Here is a 20016-nt window from a genome sequence, read left to right as displayed (position 1 = left end):
GAGCACGGCCTGCGCTGCTCCTGGCACCCCGGGCGTCAGGTCCAGTGATCAGGCCGTGCCAGCTCGCGGGGCAGACGGGTCGCTCCGTCCCCGCGTGCAGAAGCCACCTGCGGGCCGGTGACGAAGAGCGAGCCGGACAGGTCCGCCCCGTCCAGCCGCGCACCGCGCAGGTCCGCCCCCAGCAGGTCCGTCCGTCCGAGGTCGACCCCGCGAAGGTCGGCACCCAGCAGGAGGGCACCACGCAGGCTGGCTCGCCGCAGGTCGCGCATCCTCTGGTCGCTGCCCACCAGGTCGGCGCGCGACAGGTCGGGGCCCGGGCCACCACCACCTGACCGCGAGCCCAGGCTCACCGTGGCCAGCAGGGCCCCGACCGCTGCGCCGACGCGGGCCAGATCGACCTCCTGCAGGGCGACCGGTGTTCCGGCGGCGTGTGCCTCGACCTCGGCGTCCAGGGCGGACACCTTGACGGCGAGGTCGGTGCCGGCCACCAGCCGCGCCGCCTCACCGAGGTGGCGCCGGAGCTCGTGCAGCTCGCGCACCACCGGGAACACCGCATACATCTGCGCGGCGGTCTCGGGCGCGGACCTCCAGTCCACTCCGCCGAACGTCACCTGCGAGACCCGCTGGCCGGCTCCGAAGCAGTCGTATGCCGTGCAGCCGGCGAAGCCGCGCGGCCGTAGCTCGGTGTGGATGCCGCACCGGAAGTCCTGGGCCAGGTTGGGGCAGGGCGTCGCGGCAGGCTTGTCGATGGCGAAGTCGGCCGACGCCGCGAAGGACGGTACGACGCAACACAACCCGAAGCACCGCGAGCAGTCCGCAGCGAGCTCGACCTCAGCCACGCGCCGGCGTCAGCTCGGGGGCGGGGGCCTCCCCGGAGTCCACGTCGACGGCGGCGCCGCTGAACTGCGCGGCGTACAGCTCGGCGTAGGCGCCGTCGCGAGCGAGCAGCTCGGCGTGCGAACCCTGCTCGACGATCTGGCCGTCACGCATCACGAGGATGACGTCGGCGTCGCGGATCGTCGACAGCCGGTGGGCGATGACGAAGCTCGTGCGGTCGTGCCGCAGCGCTGACATCGCCTGCTGCACCAGCAGCTCGGTGCGGGTGTCGACCGAGCTCGTCGCCTCGTCGAGGATGAGCAGGGCCGGGTCGGACAGGAACGCCCGTGCGATCGTCAGCAGCTGCTTCTCCCCGGCACTGATGTTGCCGCCCTCGGCGTCCAGGACGGTGTCGTACCCGTCCGGCAGGGAGTGCACGAACCGGTCGACGTAGGTGGCCTTCGCGGCCGCGAGCACCTCCTCCTCGGAGGACCCGGGCTTGCCGTAGGCGATGTTGTCGCGGATCGTGCCGCCGAAGAGCCACGTGTCCTGCAGCACCATGCCGATCTCGCTGCGCAGGTTGTGCCGCGTCAGGGCCGTGATGTCGACGCCGTCGAGCGTGATGCGCCCGGCATCCAGCTCGTAGAACCGCATCACGAGGTTGACCAGCGTGGTCTTGCCCGCACCGGTGGGCCCGACGATCGCGACCGTCTGGCCGGGCTCGACGACGAGGTCGAGGTGCTCGATGAGCGGGTTCGCCGGGTCGTAGGAGAAGGAGACGTCCTCGAACTCCACCCGACCGCGCGGCTCGTCCAGGACCGTCGCGCCGACCGCGTCGGGCCGCTGCTCGGTGGCGTCGAGCACCTCGAAGACGCGCTCGGCCGAGGCCACCCCGGACTGCAGGAGGTTGGCCATGGAGGCGACCTGGGTGAGGGGCTGGGTGAACTGGCGCGAGTACTGGATGAAGGCCTGCACGTCACCGAGGGTCATCGAGCCGCTCGCGACCCGCAGCCCGCCGACCACGGCGATGACGACGTAGTTGAGGTTCCCGATGAACATCATCGTCGGCATGATGATGCCGCTGACGAACTGCGCACCGAACCCCGCGGCATACAGGTCGTCGTTCTTGGCGCGGAACGACGACCGCACCTCGTCCTGGCGACCGAACACCTTGACCAGCTCGTGGCCGGTGAAGGACTCCTCGACGACCGAGTTGAGCTCACCGGTGCTCTTCCACTGCTGCACGAAGTGCTTCTGCGAGCGCTTGCCGATGGCGGCGGTGACCGCCATCGACACGGGGATCGTGACGAGGGCGATCAGTGCGAGCAGCGGCGAGATGTAGAGCATCATCGCGATCATCGCGACGACGGTGAGCAGGGACGTCAGCAGCTGGCTGAGCGTCTGCTGCAGGCTCTGGGCGACGTTGTCGATGTCATTGGTGACCCGGCTGAGCAGCTCACCTCGCGGCTGGCCGTCGAAGTACTGCAACGGAAGCCGGTTGAGCTTGTCCTCGACGTCGCGGCGCAGACCGAAGATCGTGCGGTTCACCGCCCCGGTGAGCAGCCAGCCCTGGGCCCAGGAGAGCAGGCTGGCGACGAGGTAGATGCCCAGCACCAGGAGCAGCACGTCACCCACCGCGCCGAAGTCGATGCCCTGTCCCGGGACGAGGTACGGCATCCCGCCGACGAGGTCGGCTAGCTTGCCCTCGCCCCGGGCGCGGAGCGCCTCGACGAGCTGCGCCTTGTCGGTCCCGACCGGGAACCGTGCGCCCACCACCCCCGCGAAAATGTGGTCGGTCGCGCGGCCGAGGATCTTCGGGCCGATGGCCGACAGGCCCACGCTCGCGACGGCGAGCGCCAGCACGGCATACAGGGGCGTGCGCTCGGGCTGGAGCAGGCCGAGGAGGCGCTTCGCGGAGGGGACGAAGTTCTGCGACTTCTCCGCCGGCACACCGGCACCCATCATGGGTCCGTGCCGCTGGCCGGCTCGCGCACCCGGCCCGCGACGGGCCTCTGCCGCCTTCTCCTCGGCGGTCTTCACACCTTCGCTCATGCTGCTGCCTCCGCGCTCTGCTGGGACTCGACGATCTCGACGTACGTCGGGCACGTCACGAGCAGGTCGTCGTGGGTCCCCGCCCCGACGACGAGCCCGTCGTCGAGGACGACGATGTGGTCGGCGTCGACGATGGTCGACACCCGTTGGGCCACCACGACGACGGCGGCGTGCCGCGTGACCGGCTTGAGCGCCGACCGCAGCCTGGCGTCCGTGGACAGGTCCAGGGCCGAGAAGCTGTCGTCGAAGAGGAAGATCTCCGGCTTGGCCACGAGGGCACGCGCGATCGCGAGCCGTTGACGCTGGCCACCGGAGACGTTGGTGCCACCCTGCACGATGGGCGAGTCCAGCCCCTGCGGCATGGCGCGGACGAAGTCCTCCGCCTGGGCGATGCGCAGCGCCTCCCACAGCTCGTCGTCGGTCGCGTCGGCGTCGCCGTAGCGCAGGTTGCTCGCGACGGTGCCGGTGAAGAGGTAGGGCTTCTGCGGGACCAGCCCGATCCGCGCCCACACGTCCTCGAGCGCAGCGTCCCGGACGTCGACGCCCCCGATGAGGACCTGACCACCCGTGACGTCGTACAGGCGCGGGACCAGCGACAGCAGCGTGGACTTGCCCGCACCGGTGCTGCCGATGATCGCGGTCGTCCTGCCCGGCTCGGCCCTGAGTGAAACCCCCTGCAGGACAGGGACATCGGCGCCGGGGTAGGCGAAGGTCACGTCACGCAGCTCGATGCCGGCACCGACCCGTGGGATGGTCAAGGGGTCGGCGGGGGGCACCACGGTCGAGTCGGTGTCCAGCACCTCGGCGATGCGCCCGGCCGACACGGTGGCACGGGGGATCATCATCGACATGAAGGTCGCCATCATCACCGACATGAGGATCTGCATGAGGTAGCTCATGAAGGCGGTCATCTCGCCGATCTGCATCTGCCCGCTGGCCACGCGGTGCGAGCCGAACCACAGCACCGCCACCGTCGAGGCGTTGAAGATCAGCATGACGATGGGGAAGACCATGGCCATGAGCCGCCCGACCGCCAGGGCCGTGCCGGTGTACTGCGTGTTGGCCTCGGCGAACCGGGCCCGCTCGTGGTCCTCGCGGACGAAGGCTCGCACCACGCGGATGCCCGTGATCTGCTCGCGCAGCACCCGGTTCACCCAGTCGACCGACTCCTGCATGGTCCGGAACTGCGGGATCATGCGGCGGATCACGAGGGCGACCGACAGCGCCAGCAGCGGGACGGACACGGCCAGCAGCCACGAGAGACCGACGTCCTCGCGCAGGGCCATGATGACGCCGCCGACCATCATGATGGGCGCCGAGACCATCATCGCCGCGCCCATGAAGACGACCTGCTGCACCTGGGTGACGTCGTTGGTGGTGCGGGAGATGAGGGTGGGCGCGCCGAAGCGCGAGACCTCCTGGGCGGAGAAGTCACCGACCCGGGCGAAGACCTGGGCGCGCAGGTCACGGCCGAGGCCGGCGGCGGAACGCGCGCCTAGGTAGGTCGCCCACACGGTCGCGGCGATCTGGGCCAGCGACACGGCCAGCATCCAGCCACCCGTGCGCAGGATGAACCCGGTGTCGCCCTGAGCCACCCCCTCGTCGATGATGCGGCCGTTGAGGCTGGGCAGGTACAGCGAGGCGATGGTGCCGACGAGCTGCAGCCCGACGAGCACGGTGACCAGCCCCTGGTAGGGCCGCAGGTAGTCGCGGACGATCCGGACGAGCATCAGTTCCCCCCTCCCTCGGGACGCCGCAGGGCGCCCTCGAGGATGACGTCGACGAGCTCCTGCGGTGAGGAGCCCTGGTGGTGGAGCATCGGGTGCACGCTCGAGAGCGTCAGCATCCGCAGGTAGTTGACGAGCTCGCGCGCCGGCAGGCGCAGCTGGTCCGTGTCCGCCCCGATCAGCGCGACGAACGCGTCGTCGACAGCGGTGTTGGCCCGCTCTCGCCGGGGGTCCTGGCCCTTGTGGGGCGGGCGCATCGGCTTGCCGCCGGCCTGCAGGACGGTCATGAGGGAGAAGATCCCGCGCAGGTAGTCCTGCATCGTCGCCACCGCGGCCGCCAGGCGCTCGCGCAGGGGGAGGGCGTCGTCGATCTCGAGCAGCCGCAGGACCAGCGACTCGGTCTGGAACGCGTCGTGGACGCAGGCGTCGACGAGCTCGTCCTTCGACTCGAAGACCCGGAAGATCGTGCCCTCCGCCACCCCCGCCGCCTTGGCGATCTCCTTGGTGCTGACGGTCCGGCCCTTGTCGCGCAGCAGCGGCACCGTCGACGCGATGATCGCGGCGCGGCGCTCGTCGGGGGCCATGGCGGGGGCTCGGGGAGTCACCCGATCAGAGTAAGTGAGTGAGCACTCACTCACAACACCTTTCCTGACCTGCGGAAATGGAGGAGATGAGGTGCACGACCGGGGCGGGCGCTCACTTCGTCGGGGCGCCCCGGACCTGCTCGGCCACCAAAGCGGCCGCGCCCCGGGGCGACGACCGCGCCGTGTCGACCTCGAGGTCGTAGTAGATCCCCTCGTGGACTGCGAGCGCCTGCGCCCGCGCCATCCCGACGACCCGGTCGCCGCGCGCCCGCTCCCTCGCCTCGGCCACCTCGGGGTCGCACCGGACCCCGACCCAGAGCACGTCCAGCCCCTCGAGCGCACCGCGCCAACGGTCCTGGGCGGCCGGTCCGGACAGGAACCCGTCCTCGACGACGACCGGGACCTCGCGGGCGATGGTCGCGACCCCGCCCATCCACGCGTGCTCCACGCGCCGCCACTCCGGTCCGGTCCCGACCGTGCCGTCCGGACGCAGCACCAGGCCGCCCTCGACCCGGTCGAAGCCGGGCGGCAAGGCGTCGATCAGCGTGTCGACGGACAGGCGCAGCCAGGTGCCGGGCAACAGGTCGACCAGGGCGGCGGAGAGCGCGGACTTCCCCGAGCTCGACCCGCCGTTGAGCACGATGACGTGGGGACCCGACCTCACGTCAGCAGACCGTCGGCCACCAGCTCCCGGAGCAGGGCGACGAGGTCGGGCCGCAGGGCGTCCTCGTCGACCTCGAGCAGCTGGGCGATGGCGGCGATCGCGGCGCGGGCGGGCAGCGTGCCGTCGCAGACGCTGAGCAGCGCCGCTCCGGCGGTGTCGAGGCGGACGGATCGTCGCAGTCCGCCACCCTGCCGCAGGAGGATGACGGTGGGGTCCGGGTCACCCGGGCGCGAGTGCCGCTCCTCGGTGACGTCGGCGGCTGCCGTCCAGGCGACGGAGAGCAGCTCGTCGTCACCGTGCTCGGCCAACCAGGTGCGAGCGCGGATGCCGGCCAGGACGTGGGGCCCCATCGGTTGGGCGACGGGCCCTCCGACCTCGTCCAGGTGCACGAACGGGTCCCGGTCGCCGAGCGGTCGCTGCAGCGTGACGACCCCGAACCCCACGGCCGTCACGTCGCGGGACGCGAAGTCGTCCAGCCACGCGGCATACATCGTCGCGAACTCGACCGTGGCGCTGTGGTGGCCGCCGTCGCGCGCCCAGGTCTCGGCGTACTCGGCGGGGTCCTGCACGTCACGCTGGACGATCCAGGCGTCGAGCCCGGTGCCCTCGACCCAGCCGCGCACCCGGTCACGCCAGTCGGTGTCGCCGACGACCTCCCAGTTGCCGAGGAACTGGGCGATGCCGCCGGGGACCAGGTGGTCACCGATGGAGCGGACGAGCCCCGCGACGATGGCATCCCCCGAGGCACCCCCGTCGCGGTACTCGAAGAGCGGGACGTCCGGGGTTCGGGGCGTGATGACGAACGGCGGGTTGCTGACGATGAGCTCGAACTGCCGTCCCGCAACGGGATCCAGCATCGAACCGCCCACGACCTCCCAGCTGACGTCGTTGAGGGCAGCATTGAAGCGGGCGTAGTCGAGGGCACGCTCGGACAGGTCGGTCACGGTCACGTGTCCGGCGTGGGCCCCGAGGTGGAGGGCCTGGACGCCGCACCCGGTGCCGATGTCGAGCGCCCTACCGACCACGGGACGCGGGGTCCAGGACGCCAGGGTCGTCGAGGCACCGCCGATGCCGAGCACGTGGTCCTCGTGCAACGGCTCGCGCGTCGCGATCTCGGCGAGGTCGGAGGCCACCCACCAGGCGTGGTCCTCGTCGCCGTAGGGGCGCAGGTCGCACGTCGCGACGACGCCGGGGCCCTGCTCGCGCACCAGGCCCAAGGACTGGGCCCCCTGCAGGCCCAGCGTCGGGAGCGCCGCGGCGACGTCGTCGGTGTCGACCGCGTCGCCGAGCCCGAACAGCCGCACGAGCGTGGCGAGCGGCGTGCCCGCGTCGGCGGTGGCCCGCTGCGCGGGCAGCACCTGCTCACGGGCGAGGGCTGCCCCGGCGAGCGGGCCGAGGAGGTCGGACACCCCTTCGACCGTGTATGCCGCGGCGGCCAGGTCGGTGCGCAGCGCGGCGACGAGTGCGGGGTCGGTGGCCGTGGGTGGCGAGGTCGAGGCCATCAGCCGTCGAGCAGGCCGCCGAGGTTGAACCCTCCCCCGCTGCCTCCACCCTGGGCCGGCGGCGGCGTCCACTCGCTCGGCTGCACGATGACGAAGCCGGGGCCGTGGAACGCGTACTGGAAGGCCTCGCCGGAGCCACCACGGAGCATCGAGCGCACGTTCATGCTCGAGACGACCTGCGGCACGAGGTTCGCCGACCAGCCGACGCAGGCCTGGACGTCGACGTAGGTCGGCTGGGTACCGCAGTCGAGGACGACCGGCTGACCGACCGTGTGGATCGCTGCAGTGCCGGTGCCGTGCAGGGTCGTGTTGAAGAGCCCACCACTGAGCATCCCGGCGCCTTGGACCCGCTTGATGTCCCACTCGATGCTCGAGTCGAACGCGAGCAGGTTCCGGGCGTTGAGGCTGATGCCGTCGCCGGTCAGCTCGACGAGGAAGACGAACCCGGCCTCGGACGCGAAGAACACGTCCCCCTCGCCGGAGACCCGCATCAGCGAGACGTCCTCGCCCGTGACGACCTTCTTGAACAGCTTGCCGACGCTGCCGGCCTTCTCGTGGTCGAAGCGGATGCTGCCCTGGTAGGACACCATGGCGCCCTTGACGGCGAGCACGTCGCCGCCGAGGTGGACGCGCAGCATCTGCGGGTTCTGGAGGGCGAAGCGCTGCTGCGCCTGGACCTCGAGGTTCGCCTGCTCGAACAGTGGACTCTGCATGCGGCAAGCCTAGGCCGAAGGCACCCCGGTGGGGAGGCGGTAGGTGAACCACTCGGACCGATCGCCGCCGAGGCTGTCGTAGAGCCGCTGCGCCCTGGCGTTGTCAGGAGCGGTCTGCCACTGGAGCCAGCGGCACCCGCGGTCCGCGGCCAGGCCGCGGCAGGCCTCGAGCAGGGCCCGCCCGGCGCCGTGCGAGCGGGACTCGGCGTGGACGAACAGGTCCTCCATCACGGCGAGCGGCAGGCCCAGCGTGGTGTCCCAGCTCCACAGGACGGTCGCGTGGCCTGCCGCGTGCCCCTGCGCGTCACGGGCGATCAGCTGCGTGCCCCCGCCGCCGGTGAGGAAGGTCCGCGCCATGGCCTCCAGGTCGTCCACCGACGGGTCCTCGCGGTAGAAGCGGGCGTAGGACAGCATCGACGGCACGAGGTCCTCGAGGTCCTGCTCGGTGACGGTGGCGACGGTGACTTCGGCGGGAGGGGCCATGGGCGGAATCTACGCGGGCGCCATACCGGGTGGACGGCGAACGGCCGGCCCCACCGTGGTGGTGGGACCGGCCGTTCGGGCGAGGTGGTGCGGGCTAGCGGTTCGCCGGCTCCTCGATGTGACCGGTCGCGTCGTCGACCGCCTCACCGGGAGTGGTGGTGGCCTCACCGGAGCTGGGCGCCGAGGCGTCCATCCGCTCGGCCTTCTCGCCGTCCTCGTCGCCGCCGATGGCGAGGTCGCGCGCCTTGGACACGGCGACCGCGATGACGACGATGAGCAGGGCGACCGCGGCGATGCCGTACCGGATCGGCGAGTTCTTGTCGTCCCCGATGGACAGCGTGACGATCGCCGGGGCGATGAGCACCGAGACGAGGTTCATCACCTTGATCAGCGGGTTGATCGACGGGCCGGCGGTGTCCTTGAACGGGTCACCTACGGTGTCACCGATGACCGTGGCCGCGTGGGCGTCGCTGCCCTTGCCGCCGTGCGCACCGTCCTCGACGATCTTCTTCGCGTTGTCCCACGCACCACCGGAGTTGGCGAGGAACACCGCCATGAGGCAGCCGGTGCCGATCGCGCCGGCCAGGAAGCCGGCGAGCGGCCCGATGCCGAGGCCGAACCCGACGGCGACGGGCATGAGTGCGGCCAGCAGGCCGGGGGTCGCGAGCTCACGCAGCGAGTCGCGGGTGCAGATGTCGACGACCTTGCCGTACTCCGGCTTCTCCGTGTAGTCCATGATCCCGGGGTGCTCGCGGAACTGGCGACGCACCTCGAACACGATGGCGCCGGCGGCGCGGGTGACGGCGTTGATGGCCAGGCCCGAGAACAGGAAGACCGTCGCGGCACCGATGAGGAGTCCGACGAGGACGCTCGGCGTGACGATCTGCAGGTCGAACGGCGCGTTGGCCTTCTGCAGGATCTGCGTGAACTGCGCCTGCGCGGCCTCCTGGGTGAGCGAGCCACCCTGGACCTTGGCGATGAGGTCGCTCTGCGTCTTCTGCTGCAGCGCGGTGAAGATCGGCTCGAACTTCGCCTGCCACGCGTCGGAGTAGGAGCCGAACAGGGCGGTCGCGGCCAGCACGGCCGTGGCGATCGCGATGCCCTTGGTGATCGCCTTCGTGGTGTTGCCCACCGCGTCGAGGTCGGTGAGGATCTGCGCGCCCTCGCCGTCGACGTCGCCGGACATCTCGGCGATGCCCTGGGCGTTGTCGGAGACCGGGCCGAAGGTGTCCATGGCGACGATGACGCCGACCGTGGTGAGCAGGCCGCAGCCCGCCAGCGCGATGAAGAACAGCGACAGGATGACCGAGCCGCCACCGAGCAGGAAGGCCGCGTAGACGGCGCCACCGATGATGACGGCCGTGTAGACGGCCGACTCGAGGCCGACCCCGATGCCCGACAGGACGACCGTGGCCGCACCGGTGAGCGAGGTGCGGGCGACGTCCTTGGTGGGCCGCTTGTCGGTGCCGGTGAAGTACCCCGTCAGCCAGAGGATGACGGCCGCGAGGACGATGCCGATGAGCACGGCCAGGATCGCGGCGTAGCGCGGGTTGCCCGAGAGGGCGCTGATCCCGGCGTTCGACGAACCGAGCCCGGCGTAGCTGTCGGGCAGGTAGATGAAGGCGGCGACACCGGAGAGCACGGCAGCGATGGCGGCCGAGATGTAGAAGCCGCGGTTGATGGCCGAGAGGGCGTTCTCACCGGGCTTGACGCGCGTGATGAAGACGCCGATCAGGGCGGTGATCGCGCCGATGGCCGGCACGATCAGCGGGAAGACGAGGCCGTAGCTGCCGAAGGCGGCCGACCCGAGGATGAGGGCGGCGACGAGCATGACGGCGTAGGACTCGAACAGGTCCGCGGCCATGCCCGCGCAGTCACCCACGTTGTCACCGACGTTGTCGGCGATCGTCGCGGCGTTGCGGGGGTCGTCCTCGGGGATGCCGGCCTCGACCTTGCCGACCAGGTCGGCGCCCACGTCGGCAGCCTTGGTGAAGATGCCACCGCCGACACGCATGAACATGGCGAGCAGGGCGGCGCCGAAGCCGAAGCCCTCGAGCACCTTGGGGGCGTCGCCCTTGTAGAGCAGGACGACCACGGAGGCGCCGAGCAGGCCCAGGCCCACCGTCGCCATACCGACCGTGCCACCGGTGCGGAAGGCGATCCGCATGCCGGAGTCACGGTCGCCACCGCGGGCGGCGGACGCGACGCGGACGTTGGCCTTCACGGCCAGGCTCATGCCGAAGTAGCCGATCGCCGCGGAGAACAGCGCGCCGACGATGAAGAAGGCGGAACGTCCCCAGCGGACGCCGGCGGTGTCGGCAGGGAGCAGGAGCAGGAGGAAGAAGACGAGGCCGACGAACACCGACAGCGTCTTGAACTGGCGGGCGAGGAACGCCTGCGCACCTTCCTCGACGGCGGCGCCGATTTCCTGCATCTTCTCGGTGCCGGGGTCGGCCGCCAGCACCTGCTGGCGGAAGAAGACACCCATGACCAGCGCGATCACCGAGATGGCGAGCACGGCTATGACCAGGGTGAGATTGGTGCCGTCCAGCTGCAGGTCAGCAGCGGCGGCAGGCGCAAGGCGCGACATTCCATCCTCCTCGATGGGGAACACTGCGGGCTCGTCCCCGGGCACGACGTGATGACGCACCACCACGGGGGACGATGCTGGCGAGAGTAATGCACGTCACACCGAATGTGACGGCCGGTGAGCAGCGTCACAGTGAATTCGTGACGCAGGGGGTCACGCAGGTGGGGCGGGAGGAGGCTCCGGTCAGGCGTTGGAGGCCGCGGTGGCCTCGTCGACCGACGGGTAGATGTGGAACACCTTGTCGAGCCCGGTGATCTTGAAGACCTTGAGGATGCGGTCCTGGGCGCTGACGATGCGCAGGCTGCCGCTCTGGCCGCGGACGAGCTTGAGACGGCCGACGAGGACGCCCAGCCCGGTGGAGTCCATGAAGGTGACGTTCTCGAGGTCGACCACCAGCGTCGTGCGGCCGGCGGCGACCTGCTTGTCGAGCACCTCACGGAGCAACGGAGCGGTGTACACGTCGATCTCGCCCGCCACGTGGACGATCGTCACGGCACCCTGCTCGCTGCTCGAGACCGACAGGTCCACAGTCACCCTTTCCCTCGACTACGCCAGTTCTTCACCCTCGGGCGCGCGGCTCGGCCGCCTGCCCTCGGGATTACGGTAGCGGCAATGTCCACACCCCTTGGTACCGCACCCGGCGCGCGCCTCGCCTTCGACCCCGAGGCGACGCTCGCCGCCCTGGCCTCCGGCCCCCGCGCCGACCGCCTGCGGCACGTCCACGAGGTGCCCGCCCGCCCCGCGTCACTGGCGGAGTGGCCGCAGTGGGTGGACCCGTCCGTGTATGCCGCGTGCGCCGGGGCCGGGGTCACCTCCCTGTGGTCGCACCAGCGGGAGGCGGCCGACCTCGCCCACTCCGGGTCGCACGTCGTCATGGCGACCGGCACCGCCTCGGGCAAGAGCCTGGGGTACCTCCTGCCGGTGCTCACGGCCCTGGTCGAGGGGTCTGCTGCACCCACGGGTCGGGGCGCCACCGCCCTCTACCTCTCCCCCACCAAGGCCCTGGCCGCCGACCAGCTGTCCCGGGTGCAGGCCATGGCGGCGCCCGGCGTGCGGGCCGCGACGTACGACGGTGACACCCCCAGCGAGGAGCGCCGCTGGATCCGCGACCACGCCCACCTCGTGCTCACCAACCCCGACCTCGTCCACCACTCCCTCCTGCCGCTGCACGAGCGCTGGGCACCGTTCCTGCGGCGACTTCGCTACGTCGTCATCGACGAGTGCCACGTCTACCGGGGGGTGTTCGGCTCCCACCTCGCCGCCCTGCTCCGCCGCCTGCGCCGTGTCTGTGCCCGGTATGGCGCCTCCCCCACCTTCGTCCTCGCGTCCGCGACCGTGCGTGACCCCGGCGACCACGCCAGCAGGCTGGTCGGCCTCCCGGTGACGGCCGTGACGACCGACGGGTCCCCGCGCGAGGCGATGACGTTCGCGCTGTGGGAGCCCGGGCCGCTCGACGAGGGGTTCGGCGCCACGGCGCCGACGGACCTCGGCTGGTCCGGTGGCCGCCCCGCGGACGAGGTCCCGTCGGGACCGCAGGACGAGTTCTTCGGGCAGTCCTTCTCCGCCGCCGAGCTCACGGACACCTCCGGTGAGACCCCGGCCCGCCGCAGCGCGACGTCCGAGGCCGCCGACCTGCTGGCCCAGCTCGTCGCCGCCAAGGTGCAGACCGTGGCGTTCGCCCGGTCCCGGGCCGGGGTCGAGGCCCTGGCCTCGAGCGCCCGGCGCACGCTGGAGGGACAGCCGCGGCTGGCAGCCGCCGTCGCGGCATACCGGGGCGGTTATCTCCCCGAGGAGCGGCGCGAGCTCGAACGCGCCGTGCGCCACGGCGACATCCTCGGTCTGGCCGCCACCAACGCCCTCGAGCTCGGCGTCGACATCAGCGGGCTGGACGCCGTCCTGCTCGCCGGCTGGCCGGGGACACGGGCCTCGCTGTGGCAGCAGGCTGGCCGGGCCGGGCGGGCCGGCACGCGTTCGCTCGCGGTGTTCGTGGCCGCGGACGACCCGCTCGACACCTACGTCGTCAACCACCCCGAGGTCGTGTTCGGGCAGCCGGTGGAGAGCACGGTGCTCGACCCCGACAACCCGCACGTGCTCGCCCCCCACCTCGCGGCCGCGGCGGCCGAGCTGCCGCTGCGCGAGGCGGACCTGGAGATGTTCGGACCGGATGCGCGGCGCCTGGTGGACGCCCTCGTGGCCCGCGGGATCCTGCGGCGTCGGCCCACGGGGTGGTTCTGGGCCAGGTCGGACCGCGCCAGCGACCACGTCTCGCTCCGGGGCAGCGGGGAGGTCGTCGGGATCGTCGAGCGCCGCACGGGTCGGGTCCTCGGCACCATCGACGAGGCCTCGGCGCACTCCCAGGTCCACACCGGCGCGGTGCACGTGCACCAGGGCAGCACCTACGTCGTCACCGAGCTCGACCTCGAGGCGGGGACGGCGACGGCGGTCCGTGGCGACCCGGGGTGGAGCACGTTCGCGCAGTCGGTGAGCGCGTTCGACGTCGTGGGCGCCTCGGACGAGTTCTCGTGGGGACCGATCGACGTCGCGTTCGGGAACGTGCGCGTGCACCACCAGGTGACGAGCTTCCTGCGAAGGCTCCCCGGGGGTGAGGTCATCGGCACCCATCCGCTCACGCTCCCGCAGCGGACCCTGGCCACCAAGGCGGTGTGGTGGACCATGCCCGTCGACTGGCTGGAGGCCGTCGGCGTGGCCGAGGTCGACATCCCGGGGGCCGCCCACGCCGCGGAGCACGCAGCCATCGGCATGATGCCGCTGGTGGCGACCTCCGACCGCTGGGACATCGGCGGCGTCTCGACGGCCCTGCACCCGGACACCGGACTGCCGACGATCATGGTCTACGACGGGCACCCGGGCGGCGCGGGCTTCGCCCAGCGGGCGTTCGGCGTCTTCGAGATGTGGTTGTCGGCCACGCTCGAGGCCGTGCGCTCCTGCCGGTGCGAGAGCGGGTGCCCGGGGTGCGTCCAGTCCCCCAAGTGCGGCAACGGCAACGAACCCCTGGACAAGGCGGGGGCGGTCCGGCTGCTCGAGGCCGTCCTGCGCCACGCTCCCGAACCCGCCTGAAGCGCCTGCGTCCCGGCCCCGGCCGACGCCCGGGAACCACGCCGGAGCGACGGCCGCGAAACGGGCAAAACCGCAGGCCACGGGCTAGGGTCGAAGCGAATGGCGCACCGCGCGCCGCAGACTTTTCGGAGGTCCCCCGTGATCGTGCTCGGACTGATCCTGGTCGTGGTGGCCGTCGTCGCCGCGATCCTCCTGGTCCTCGGCGCCCTGCCCGTGACCGCCACCTCGACGCTCGAGACCGGCATCTTCAAGTTCGAGCTGACGCCGTTGCAGCTGTTGATCGCAGGTGCGGCGATCATGCTGCTCGTGTGGTTCGGCCTCGGCATGGTGCGAGGCAGCATGAAGCGCAGGCGTCGACCCGGTCGTGAGGCCAAGGAGGCGCAGCGCCAGGCCGAGCTCGAGGAGTCGATCCGATCCGACGAGCGCAAGCGCGCCGAGGAGACCCACCAGAGCGCCCTCGCCGAGCGGGACCGCGCCAAGGACGCCGAGCTGGAGTCGACCCTGGCCGAGCGGGACCGCGCCCGCGACGAGGAGTTCCGCACCCGCGAGCGCGAGATCGAGGACCGCGCCCGCGCCGACGAGCGCGAGCGCCTGGAGCGCGAGTTCAGCGCTCGCCAGGCTGCTGCTGCCGCCGCTGTCCCGGCCGCTGGCGTCGCTGCGGTCTCTCACGGTGACCACGCGGACCACGGGCACGACCAGGCGCACGACCACGGGCGCGAGGGCACCGAGGTCCCCGTGGCCGGTGGCACCGCCGACCAGCGCAACGACGATGTCGCCACTTCCGGCTCCGGGCTCGGGGACGGTTCGGCCGACGAGCGCCTCTACACCCCCGGTGACAGCGCGGACAGCCACTCGAACCGTGACGCGGCGGCCGCTGACGGCACGACCGGCGACGCCGAGGTCGGGGACGGCACCGACGCCTCCGCCGAGAACCGCCCCGCGCACCGCACCATGGCCGACCGCATCATGGGCCGGGACCCGCAGAACCACGGCTGACCCCGTCGGCCGGGCCGCCCACCGCGGCGAGGAGACCCCGGGCGACGCGCAGGCGAGACCCAGGGGCCTCCCGGGAGATCACCCAGCGAGACCACCACGACTCACTCCGACGGCGCGGGCCCAGCCCGCGCCGTCGCTCGTGCCCGGGGCGCTCCGAAGCCCGGGAGGACCAGGCCCACCGGGGCGGTGACCACGACCCGTGCCGAACCGTCCACCGAGACGGAGCACGCGCTCGGCCGAGCATCGTTGGCGACGGTGACGGCGGCCGCGCGGGCACAGGCCTGCGCAGTCGTGGCTCCTCCCTGGACGGCCGTGGCGGCCGCCAGGGCGGCGAGGTCGACAGCAGCACGAGCACGATGGGTCGCCACCACGGCGCTGGCGAGGGCGAGTCCGCCGACCAGCACGATGAGCAGCAGCCCGATCGCTGCGAGGGCCAGGACGGTGCCGCTCCCTCGCTCCCCCCGCCGGTAGCGCCCACGCCCGCCCAGGGCGCCACGCCTCAGGATCCCGGGCGGCCCCGGAGCCTGAACCACACGCCTCTCCCGGGCGTTCACGGCGACCCACCGCCGGGCGCTCCGGCGGCCGGCGCGTCCTCCCTCGCCGCCACGGCGCGCGCCACCGGCGAGGCCCGCGCACCCAGCCAGTGCAGCGCCGGCGCTGCCGGAGCACGCACGGTGACCTCCACCGCACCGGCCGACCCGGACACGGCGAACCCGGCGCGCGGCGGAGCCAGCCGGCGACCCTGCTCCACCGCCGCTCCGGTCGCGTCACCCCTCGCCATCGCCCGGGCAGTCGCGCGAGCCGCGTCGACGCACCGGACCTGGTCCAGCACGGTGGTCAGAGCCGACAGCGCCAGGACCAGGACCAGCACGAGGGCGGGGAGTGCGACCGCCAGCTCGACGGTCGCCATCCCCCTCTCCCGCCTCAGCTCGCCATGCCGAGGGCCGCCGTGATCACCGAGGCCAACGCCGACTTCACGCCTCCCGAGCGGACCACGGCCAGGAGCACGGCCGCGAACGCGCAGGCGGCCAGCGTCCCCACGGCATACTCCGCGGTCGTCATGCCGGCCTCCCCTGCGAGACGAACCCTCGGGAACCGCTGTGCCAGTTTGCATCTCACGCTGCACTCCTTGTGTCGGTGACGGCTGCGTGCCGTCTTCGGCACCAGTCCAGCCATCTGGAGGACGACCCACCACCGTCGTCGTCCCTTCCTGTGGACGGTGTCCCCGACGTCCCGGTGCTGTGGACCGACGGCCCTCATCGGCCCGCGGTGTCGAGGACGCCCACGGCCAGGGCGATGACGACGGGGAGCACCGCCGTGCAGGCGAACGCGGGGAGGAAGCCCAGCCCGAGGGGCAGCACGAGCAGCACCCCGGCTCGCGCCGCTCGTCGCTCACGGTCACGCTCCCGACCGTCTCGCAGCCGTGCGGCGGCGTCGGCGACCAGGGCTGCCGGAGCGGCACCGGTGGCCTCGGCCACGGACCAGGCGAGGGCAGCCGGCCGCCAGACCGGGCTGGCGTACGACCAGGCCTCGTCCACGGGGCGCCCCCAGCGCACTGCGGCGACGACCGCGGACAGGTCCTTGGACACCAGCGCCCCCGCCCCTGTGGCGACCTCCTCGAGCGCCCGCGTGAGGTCGAGGCCGGCACGCAGGGCCAGGGCGACGAGGACCAGCGCATCGGCCACCTCGTCGACCGGAGGCGCAGGAGACGCGTCCCGGGACCGGCGCCGGACGCGCGGCACCCTCCGGCCCGGGGTCGACGCCGCGCGCCGAACCGCCGGCCGCAGGCGCCCCGGCCAGACCAGGACGGCCACGCCGGCGGCGAGCGCGAGCGCCCAGCTCATGCCGCCCGGGCGAGGATGGACCGGCTCCACCACCAGCCGAACCCCGCGAACACCACACCTGCGACGAGGCTGGCCGTCGACCAGGTGGTCGAGAGGTACAGGTCACGGGGGCTGATCCCGCAGGCGAGGCCGACCACAGGACCGCTGAGCGGCAGCAGTGCCAGCACCGTCATCGAGGCCCGGGGGCCGGCTGCGGCACTGGCGAGGCGCTCGCGCGAGCGCACCCGGGCTCGCAGCACCTGCTCGCTGGCGGTGAGGGCGTCGGCCAGCGGCGCGCCCGTGCGCTCGCTGAGCGCCCATGCCTGACCGACGAACCGCAGGGCCTCGCTGTCGAGCAGGGCGGCGTGGTGGCGCCAGGTGCTCGAGACTGGTTCGCCGGAGGCGCCGACGCTGACGAGCTCCTGGAGAAGCGGCCCGAGCACCCGGTCGTCGGCGACCGCAGCCGCGCCGGCCTCCAGGCTCGTGGTCGCCGGGACTCCTGCGCGCAGCGGCGCGGCGACCAGGCCCAGCAGGTCGGCCAGCCGACCCTCCGCCGCGACCACCACCCGGCGCGGGTGTGGGCGACGTGGGCGCGGGGGCCACTCGTCACGACATGACGGGCCGACGGCGTCCCGCCCGACCCGCCGACCCGGCCACACCCGCCGCCCCGACCCGACCCGTCGTCCGGGCCAGACCAGCACCGCAGCCACGACGAGTCCGAGCGTGAGGTGCAGGACCCCTTCGGCGGACCAGCCCGTCATCACGTCCACGGCGCCCGCCATCGCGTCCTCGGCGCCCGCCATCATGCCCGCGCCACGGGCCGGACCCCCTGCTCCACCAACGCCGACCAGGCCGGACCCCGCCGCCCCGTCACGGCATCGAGGGCCAGCTCGCAGACCACCTCGTCGCCCTCGCGCCGCAGCACCGACAGGGACGCCACCCTCCTGCCGGTGCGGGTCCGTTCGACGTGCACGACCGCCTGCACCGCGCTGGCGAGCTGGCGCTGCACCGCTTCCCGCGGCATCCCCGCGAGCGCCCCGAGCGCGTCGAACCGGGTCGGCACGTCGCCCGGGGAGTTGGCGTGGACCGTGCAGCAGCCGCCGTCGTGCCCGGTGTTGAGGGCCGCGAGCATCTCGCGCACCTCCGGTCCGCGGGCCTCTCCCACGACGAGCCGGTCCGGCCGCATGCGCAGGGCCTGGCGGACGAGGTCGACCAGGCCGACGTGACCGTGCCCCTCCACGTTGGCCCCACGGCCCTGGAGCAGCACCACGTGGGGGTGGGCGATGGCGAGCTCGCGGACGTCCTCCACCACGACCAGCCGCTCGTCGACCGGCACCTCGGCGAGCATGGCGGCGAGCAGCGTCGTCTTCCCGGAGCCGGTGCCACCAGTCACGACGAAGGACCGCCGACGGGTGACCAGTGCGCGCAGCAGCTCCTCCACCGAGTCGTCGAACATCCTCGTGGACCGCAACGAGGCCAACCCGTCGGCCCGCGCACGCGGGATGCGGAGGCTGACGTGGACCCCGCCCTCCACCAGCGGCGGGAGGATGGCGTGCAACCGGCCCCACCCGGCAGCAGGCCGTCCACCCATGGCTGGCTCTCGTCCAGACGCCGCCCCGCAAGGGCGGCCAGGCGCACACCGAGGCGCCGCGCGGCCGCGGCGTCGGCGAGGTCGACCCCTGCCGCCTCGACGCCGGCACCGCGGTCGACCCACACGGATCCGTCGCCGTTGACGAGGACGTCGGTGACCGACCGGTCGGCGACCAGGCCCTCCAGCGGCCCGAACCCCAACACCTTCGCCGCGAGCGCGGCTCGGGCCTCCTCGGCACCACGGGACCCCAGCCGCACCGCGTCCACGGTCGCCACCCGACCGACCGCCGCGACGTCCGGCGACTCCCCGCGCCGGATCCGGCCGGCGATGTGCTCGGCCCCGTTCACGTCGACACCCCGACGTGTGCGCCGCGGCCCGGGCGGGGCGGGCCGCTCACGCGCTGACCCGGTCGGCGTCGACGCCGCGGCCGGCGCAGACCTCCAGCTCGGCCAGCAGTCGGTCCACGGCGGTGACGAACGCCCCGTTCCTGCGGGTGCCCGGTGCGCGTTCGGCGTCGGCGACGACCTGGCTGTCGTGGACCAGGGTGCCGGCGTGCGGCAGGTCGAGGTGCTGGGCGACCTGCTCCCCCGTCACCGGCTCCCGCCGACCCGCCCGCAGGACCAGCCGCGCTGGGACGCTGAGCCGGCCGACCTCCGCCGCCACCGCCGCGGCATCCGCGAGGTGCCGGGCAGTGGGGCCACAGACCATCAGGACGTCCGTGCACTGCCCGGCCCACCGCAGGGATCCGCCGAGATCGAGGACCGTCAGCGCGCAGATCGAGGACAGCGCCCCCAGACAGGCACCGACCACGTCGTCAGGCACCGGCGACCCGCGGGCGGCCAGCACGCGCGCCACACCGTCTGCAGGCAGGGACCTCAGCAGGTCCGCGCCGTCGACCTCGCCCCGGACGTCGGACAGGTCGGGCCAACGCAGCCCGGGTTCGTGCTCGATGCAGGCGGTGACGTCCAGGCCGCCGCGCTCGAACGAGCCGTCGACGCACACGGTCGCCCCCACCGAGGCGGCCGCGCGCACCCCCAGGGCGACAGCGAGGGTCGAGGCCCCCAGCCCGCCCGACGCTCCGACGACACCCAGCACGCGATGCTCCATGCGACGAGCCTGCAGGGGTCACGGACCGGCCCGGAAGCGGGTGGCGACGGGCCTGTGGACGGCCGCGGGCGGCATACGGACCTGTGGACGGAACCGGCCGGAGAAAGGGGACGGCCCCGGTCGGGGGGACAACCGGGGCCGTCGACGCACCATGCTCCGGGGGGGAGGAGCAGGTACGCCGGTCCGCTCTACCCCGAGGGGGAGCGAACAGGAACATCGTGGACCATTAACCGTTCAACCGCAACTCGTTCGAGCGGGGGTCGTCTCGGGCGCCGGGCCAGGCGGAGACG

The 20016-nt window shown here is 72.7% G+C and carries 19 protein-coding genes; 2 read left to right on the top strand and 17 right to left on the bottom strand.

Annotation, left to right across the window (positions count from 1 at the left end; translation table 11 throughout):
• Positions 1-35: 35 nt before the first annotated feature.
• The 10 genes from ASC58_RS18715 to ASC58_RS18670 all read right to left on the bottom strand — a co-directional run bounded on the left by ASC58_RS18715 (position 36) and on the right by ASC58_RS18670 (position 11659).
• Complete coding sequence (locus ASC58_RS18715; protein ID WP_056920341.1) at positions 36-839, bottom strand: pentapeptide repeat-containing protein; 804 nt, start codon at positions 837-839, stop codon at positions 36-38.
• Complete coding sequence (locus ASC58_RS18710) at positions 832-2868, bottom strand: ABC transporter ATP-binding protein (RefSeq protein WP_056920340.1); 2037 nt, start codon at positions 2866-2868, stop codon at positions 832-834. Before ASC58_RS18710 ends, ASC58_RS18715 begins: the two co-directional genes overlap by 8 nt.
• Entirely contained in the window at positions 2865-4598 is a 1734-nt protein-coding gene (locus tag ASC58_RS18705) for an ABC transporter ATP-binding protein (RefSeq protein ID WP_056920339.1), read from the bottom strand. The genes ASC58_RS18710 and ASC58_RS18705 overlap by 4 nt, the downstream gene beginning before the upstream one ends.
• A complete protein-coding gene (locus ASC58_RS18700) occupies positions 4598-5200 on the bottom strand; it encodes a TetR/AcrR family transcriptional regulator (protein ID WP_157598572.1) in 603 nt (200 codons plus the stop codon). The genes ASC58_RS18705 and ASC58_RS18700 overlap by 1 nt, the downstream gene beginning before the upstream one ends.
• 91 nt (positions 5201-5291) lie before the next feature.
• Complete coding sequence (locus ASC58_RS18695; RefSeq protein WP_056920337.1) at positions 5292-5843, bottom strand: chloramphenicol phosphotransferase CPT family protein; 552 nt, start codon at positions 5841-5843, stop codon at positions 5292-5294.
• The gene (locus ASC58_RS18690) at positions 5840-7345 is read right to left on the bottom strand and encodes a PqqD family peptide modification chaperone (RefSeq protein ID WP_056920336.1); all 1506 of its coding nucleotides are present in this window, start codon (positions 7343-7345) and stop codon (positions 5840-5842) included. Before ASC58_RS18690 ends, ASC58_RS18695 begins: the two co-directional genes overlap by 4 nt.
• On the bottom strand, positions 7345-8058 hold the full coding sequence (locus ASC58_RS18685) for an AIM24 family protein (RefSeq protein ID WP_056915721.1): 714 nt from the start codon (positions 8056-8058) through the stop codon (positions 7345-7347). Before ASC58_RS18685 ends, ASC58_RS18690 begins: the two co-directional genes overlap by 1 nt.
• A 9-nt stretch (positions 8059-8067) precedes the next feature.
• Entirely contained in the window at positions 8068-8541 is a 474-nt protein-coding gene (locus ASC58_RS18680; protein WP_056920335.1) for a GNAT family N-acetyltransferase, read from the bottom strand.
• 94 nt (positions 8542-8635) lie between these two features.
• Entirely contained in the window at positions 8636-11131 is a 2496-nt protein-coding gene (locus ASC58_RS18675) for a sodium-translocating pyrophosphatase (RefSeq protein WP_056920334.1), read from the bottom strand.
• 183 nt (positions 11132-11314) lie between these two features.
• The gene (locus ASC58_RS18670) at positions 11315-11659 is read right to left on the bottom strand and encodes an anti-sigma factor antagonist (protein WP_056915724.1); all 345 of its coding nucleotides are present in this window, start codon (positions 11657-11659) and stop codon (positions 11315-11317) included.
• A gap of 84 nt (positions 11660-11743) precedes the next feature.
• Here ASC58_RS18670 and ASC58_RS18665 point away from each other — a divergent pair, with 84 nt between their 5' ends.
• Together ASC58_RS18665 and ASC58_RS18660 are read left to right on the top strand one after the other, a co-directional pair.
• Positions 11744-14209: a DEAD/DEAH box helicase gene (locus ASC58_RS18665; protein ID WP_056920333.1), complete on the top strand. Its 2466-nt coding sequence runs from the start codon at positions 11744-11746 to the stop codon at positions 14207-14209.
• A gap of 138 nt (positions 14210-14347) precedes the next feature.
• Positions 14348-15205 (top strand): hypothetical protein, encoded by an 858-nt coding sequence (locus ASC58_RS18660; protein ID WP_056920332.1) that lies wholly within the window; start codon positions 14348-14350, stop codon positions 15203-15205.
• Between the two features lie 101 nt (positions 15206-15306).
• Here the strand turns inward: ASC58_RS18660 and ASC58_RS18655 are convergent, their stop codons facing one another.
• From ASC58_RS18655 to ASC58_RS21190, 7 genes are all read right to left on the bottom strand, one after another.
• Positions 15307-15738 (bottom strand): Rv3654c family TadE-like protein, encoded by a 432-nt coding sequence (locus ASC58_RS18655; RefSeq protein WP_200947871.1) that lies wholly within the window; start codon positions 15736-15738, stop codon positions 15307-15309.
• Positions 15739-15755: 17 nt separating this feature from the next.
• Positions 15756-16115, bottom strand: a complete 360-nt coding sequence (locus ASC58_RS18650) for a TadE family type IV pilus minor pilin (RefSeq protein ID WP_056920331.1) — start codon at positions 16113-16115, stop codon at positions 15756-15758.
• A gap of 14 nt (positions 16116-16129) precedes the next feature.
• Positions 16130-16381 carry a DUF4244 domain-containing protein gene (locus ASC58_RS22005; protein ID WP_082553450.1) on the bottom strand — a complete coding sequence of 84 codons (252 nt, stop codon included), beginning with the start codon at positions 16379-16381 and terminating at the stop codon, positions 16130-16132.
• A gap of 80 nt (positions 16382-16461) precedes the next feature.
• On the bottom strand, positions 16462-17049 hold the full coding sequence (locus ASC58_RS18645; protein WP_056915728.1) for a type II secretion system F family protein: 588 nt from the start codon (positions 17047-17049) through the stop codon (positions 16462-16464).
• Positions 17046-17834, bottom strand: a complete 789-nt coding sequence (locus ASC58_RS18640; RefSeq protein WP_082553475.1) for a type II secretion system F family protein — start codon at positions 17832-17834, stop codon at positions 17046-17048. The genes ASC58_RS18645 and ASC58_RS18640 overlap by 4 nt, the downstream gene beginning before the upstream one ends.
• On the bottom strand, positions 17831-18619 hold the full coding sequence (locus ASC58_RS20800) for a CpaF family protein (RefSeq protein WP_255353311.1): 789 nt from the start codon (positions 18617-18619) through the stop codon (positions 17831-17833). The genes ASC58_RS18640 and ASC58_RS20800 overlap by 4 nt, the downstream gene beginning before the upstream one ends.
• Before the next feature lie 393 nt (positions 18620-19012).
• Positions 19013-19726: a hypothetical protein gene (locus ASC58_RS21190; protein ID WP_157598571.1), complete on the bottom strand. Its 714-nt coding sequence runs from the start codon at positions 19724-19726 to the stop codon at positions 19013-19015.
• Positions 19727-20016 lie beyond the last annotated feature (290 nt).

This window comes from Phycicoccus sp. Root101 (genome assembly GCF_001426245.1).
In the GTDB taxonomy this organism is placed as follows: Bacteria; Actinomycetota; Actinomycetes; order Actinomycetales; family Dermatophilaceae; genus Pedococcus.
Note: the sequence above shows the minus strand (reverse complement) of the source record. Positions and strands in the feature narration are given on the sequence as shown.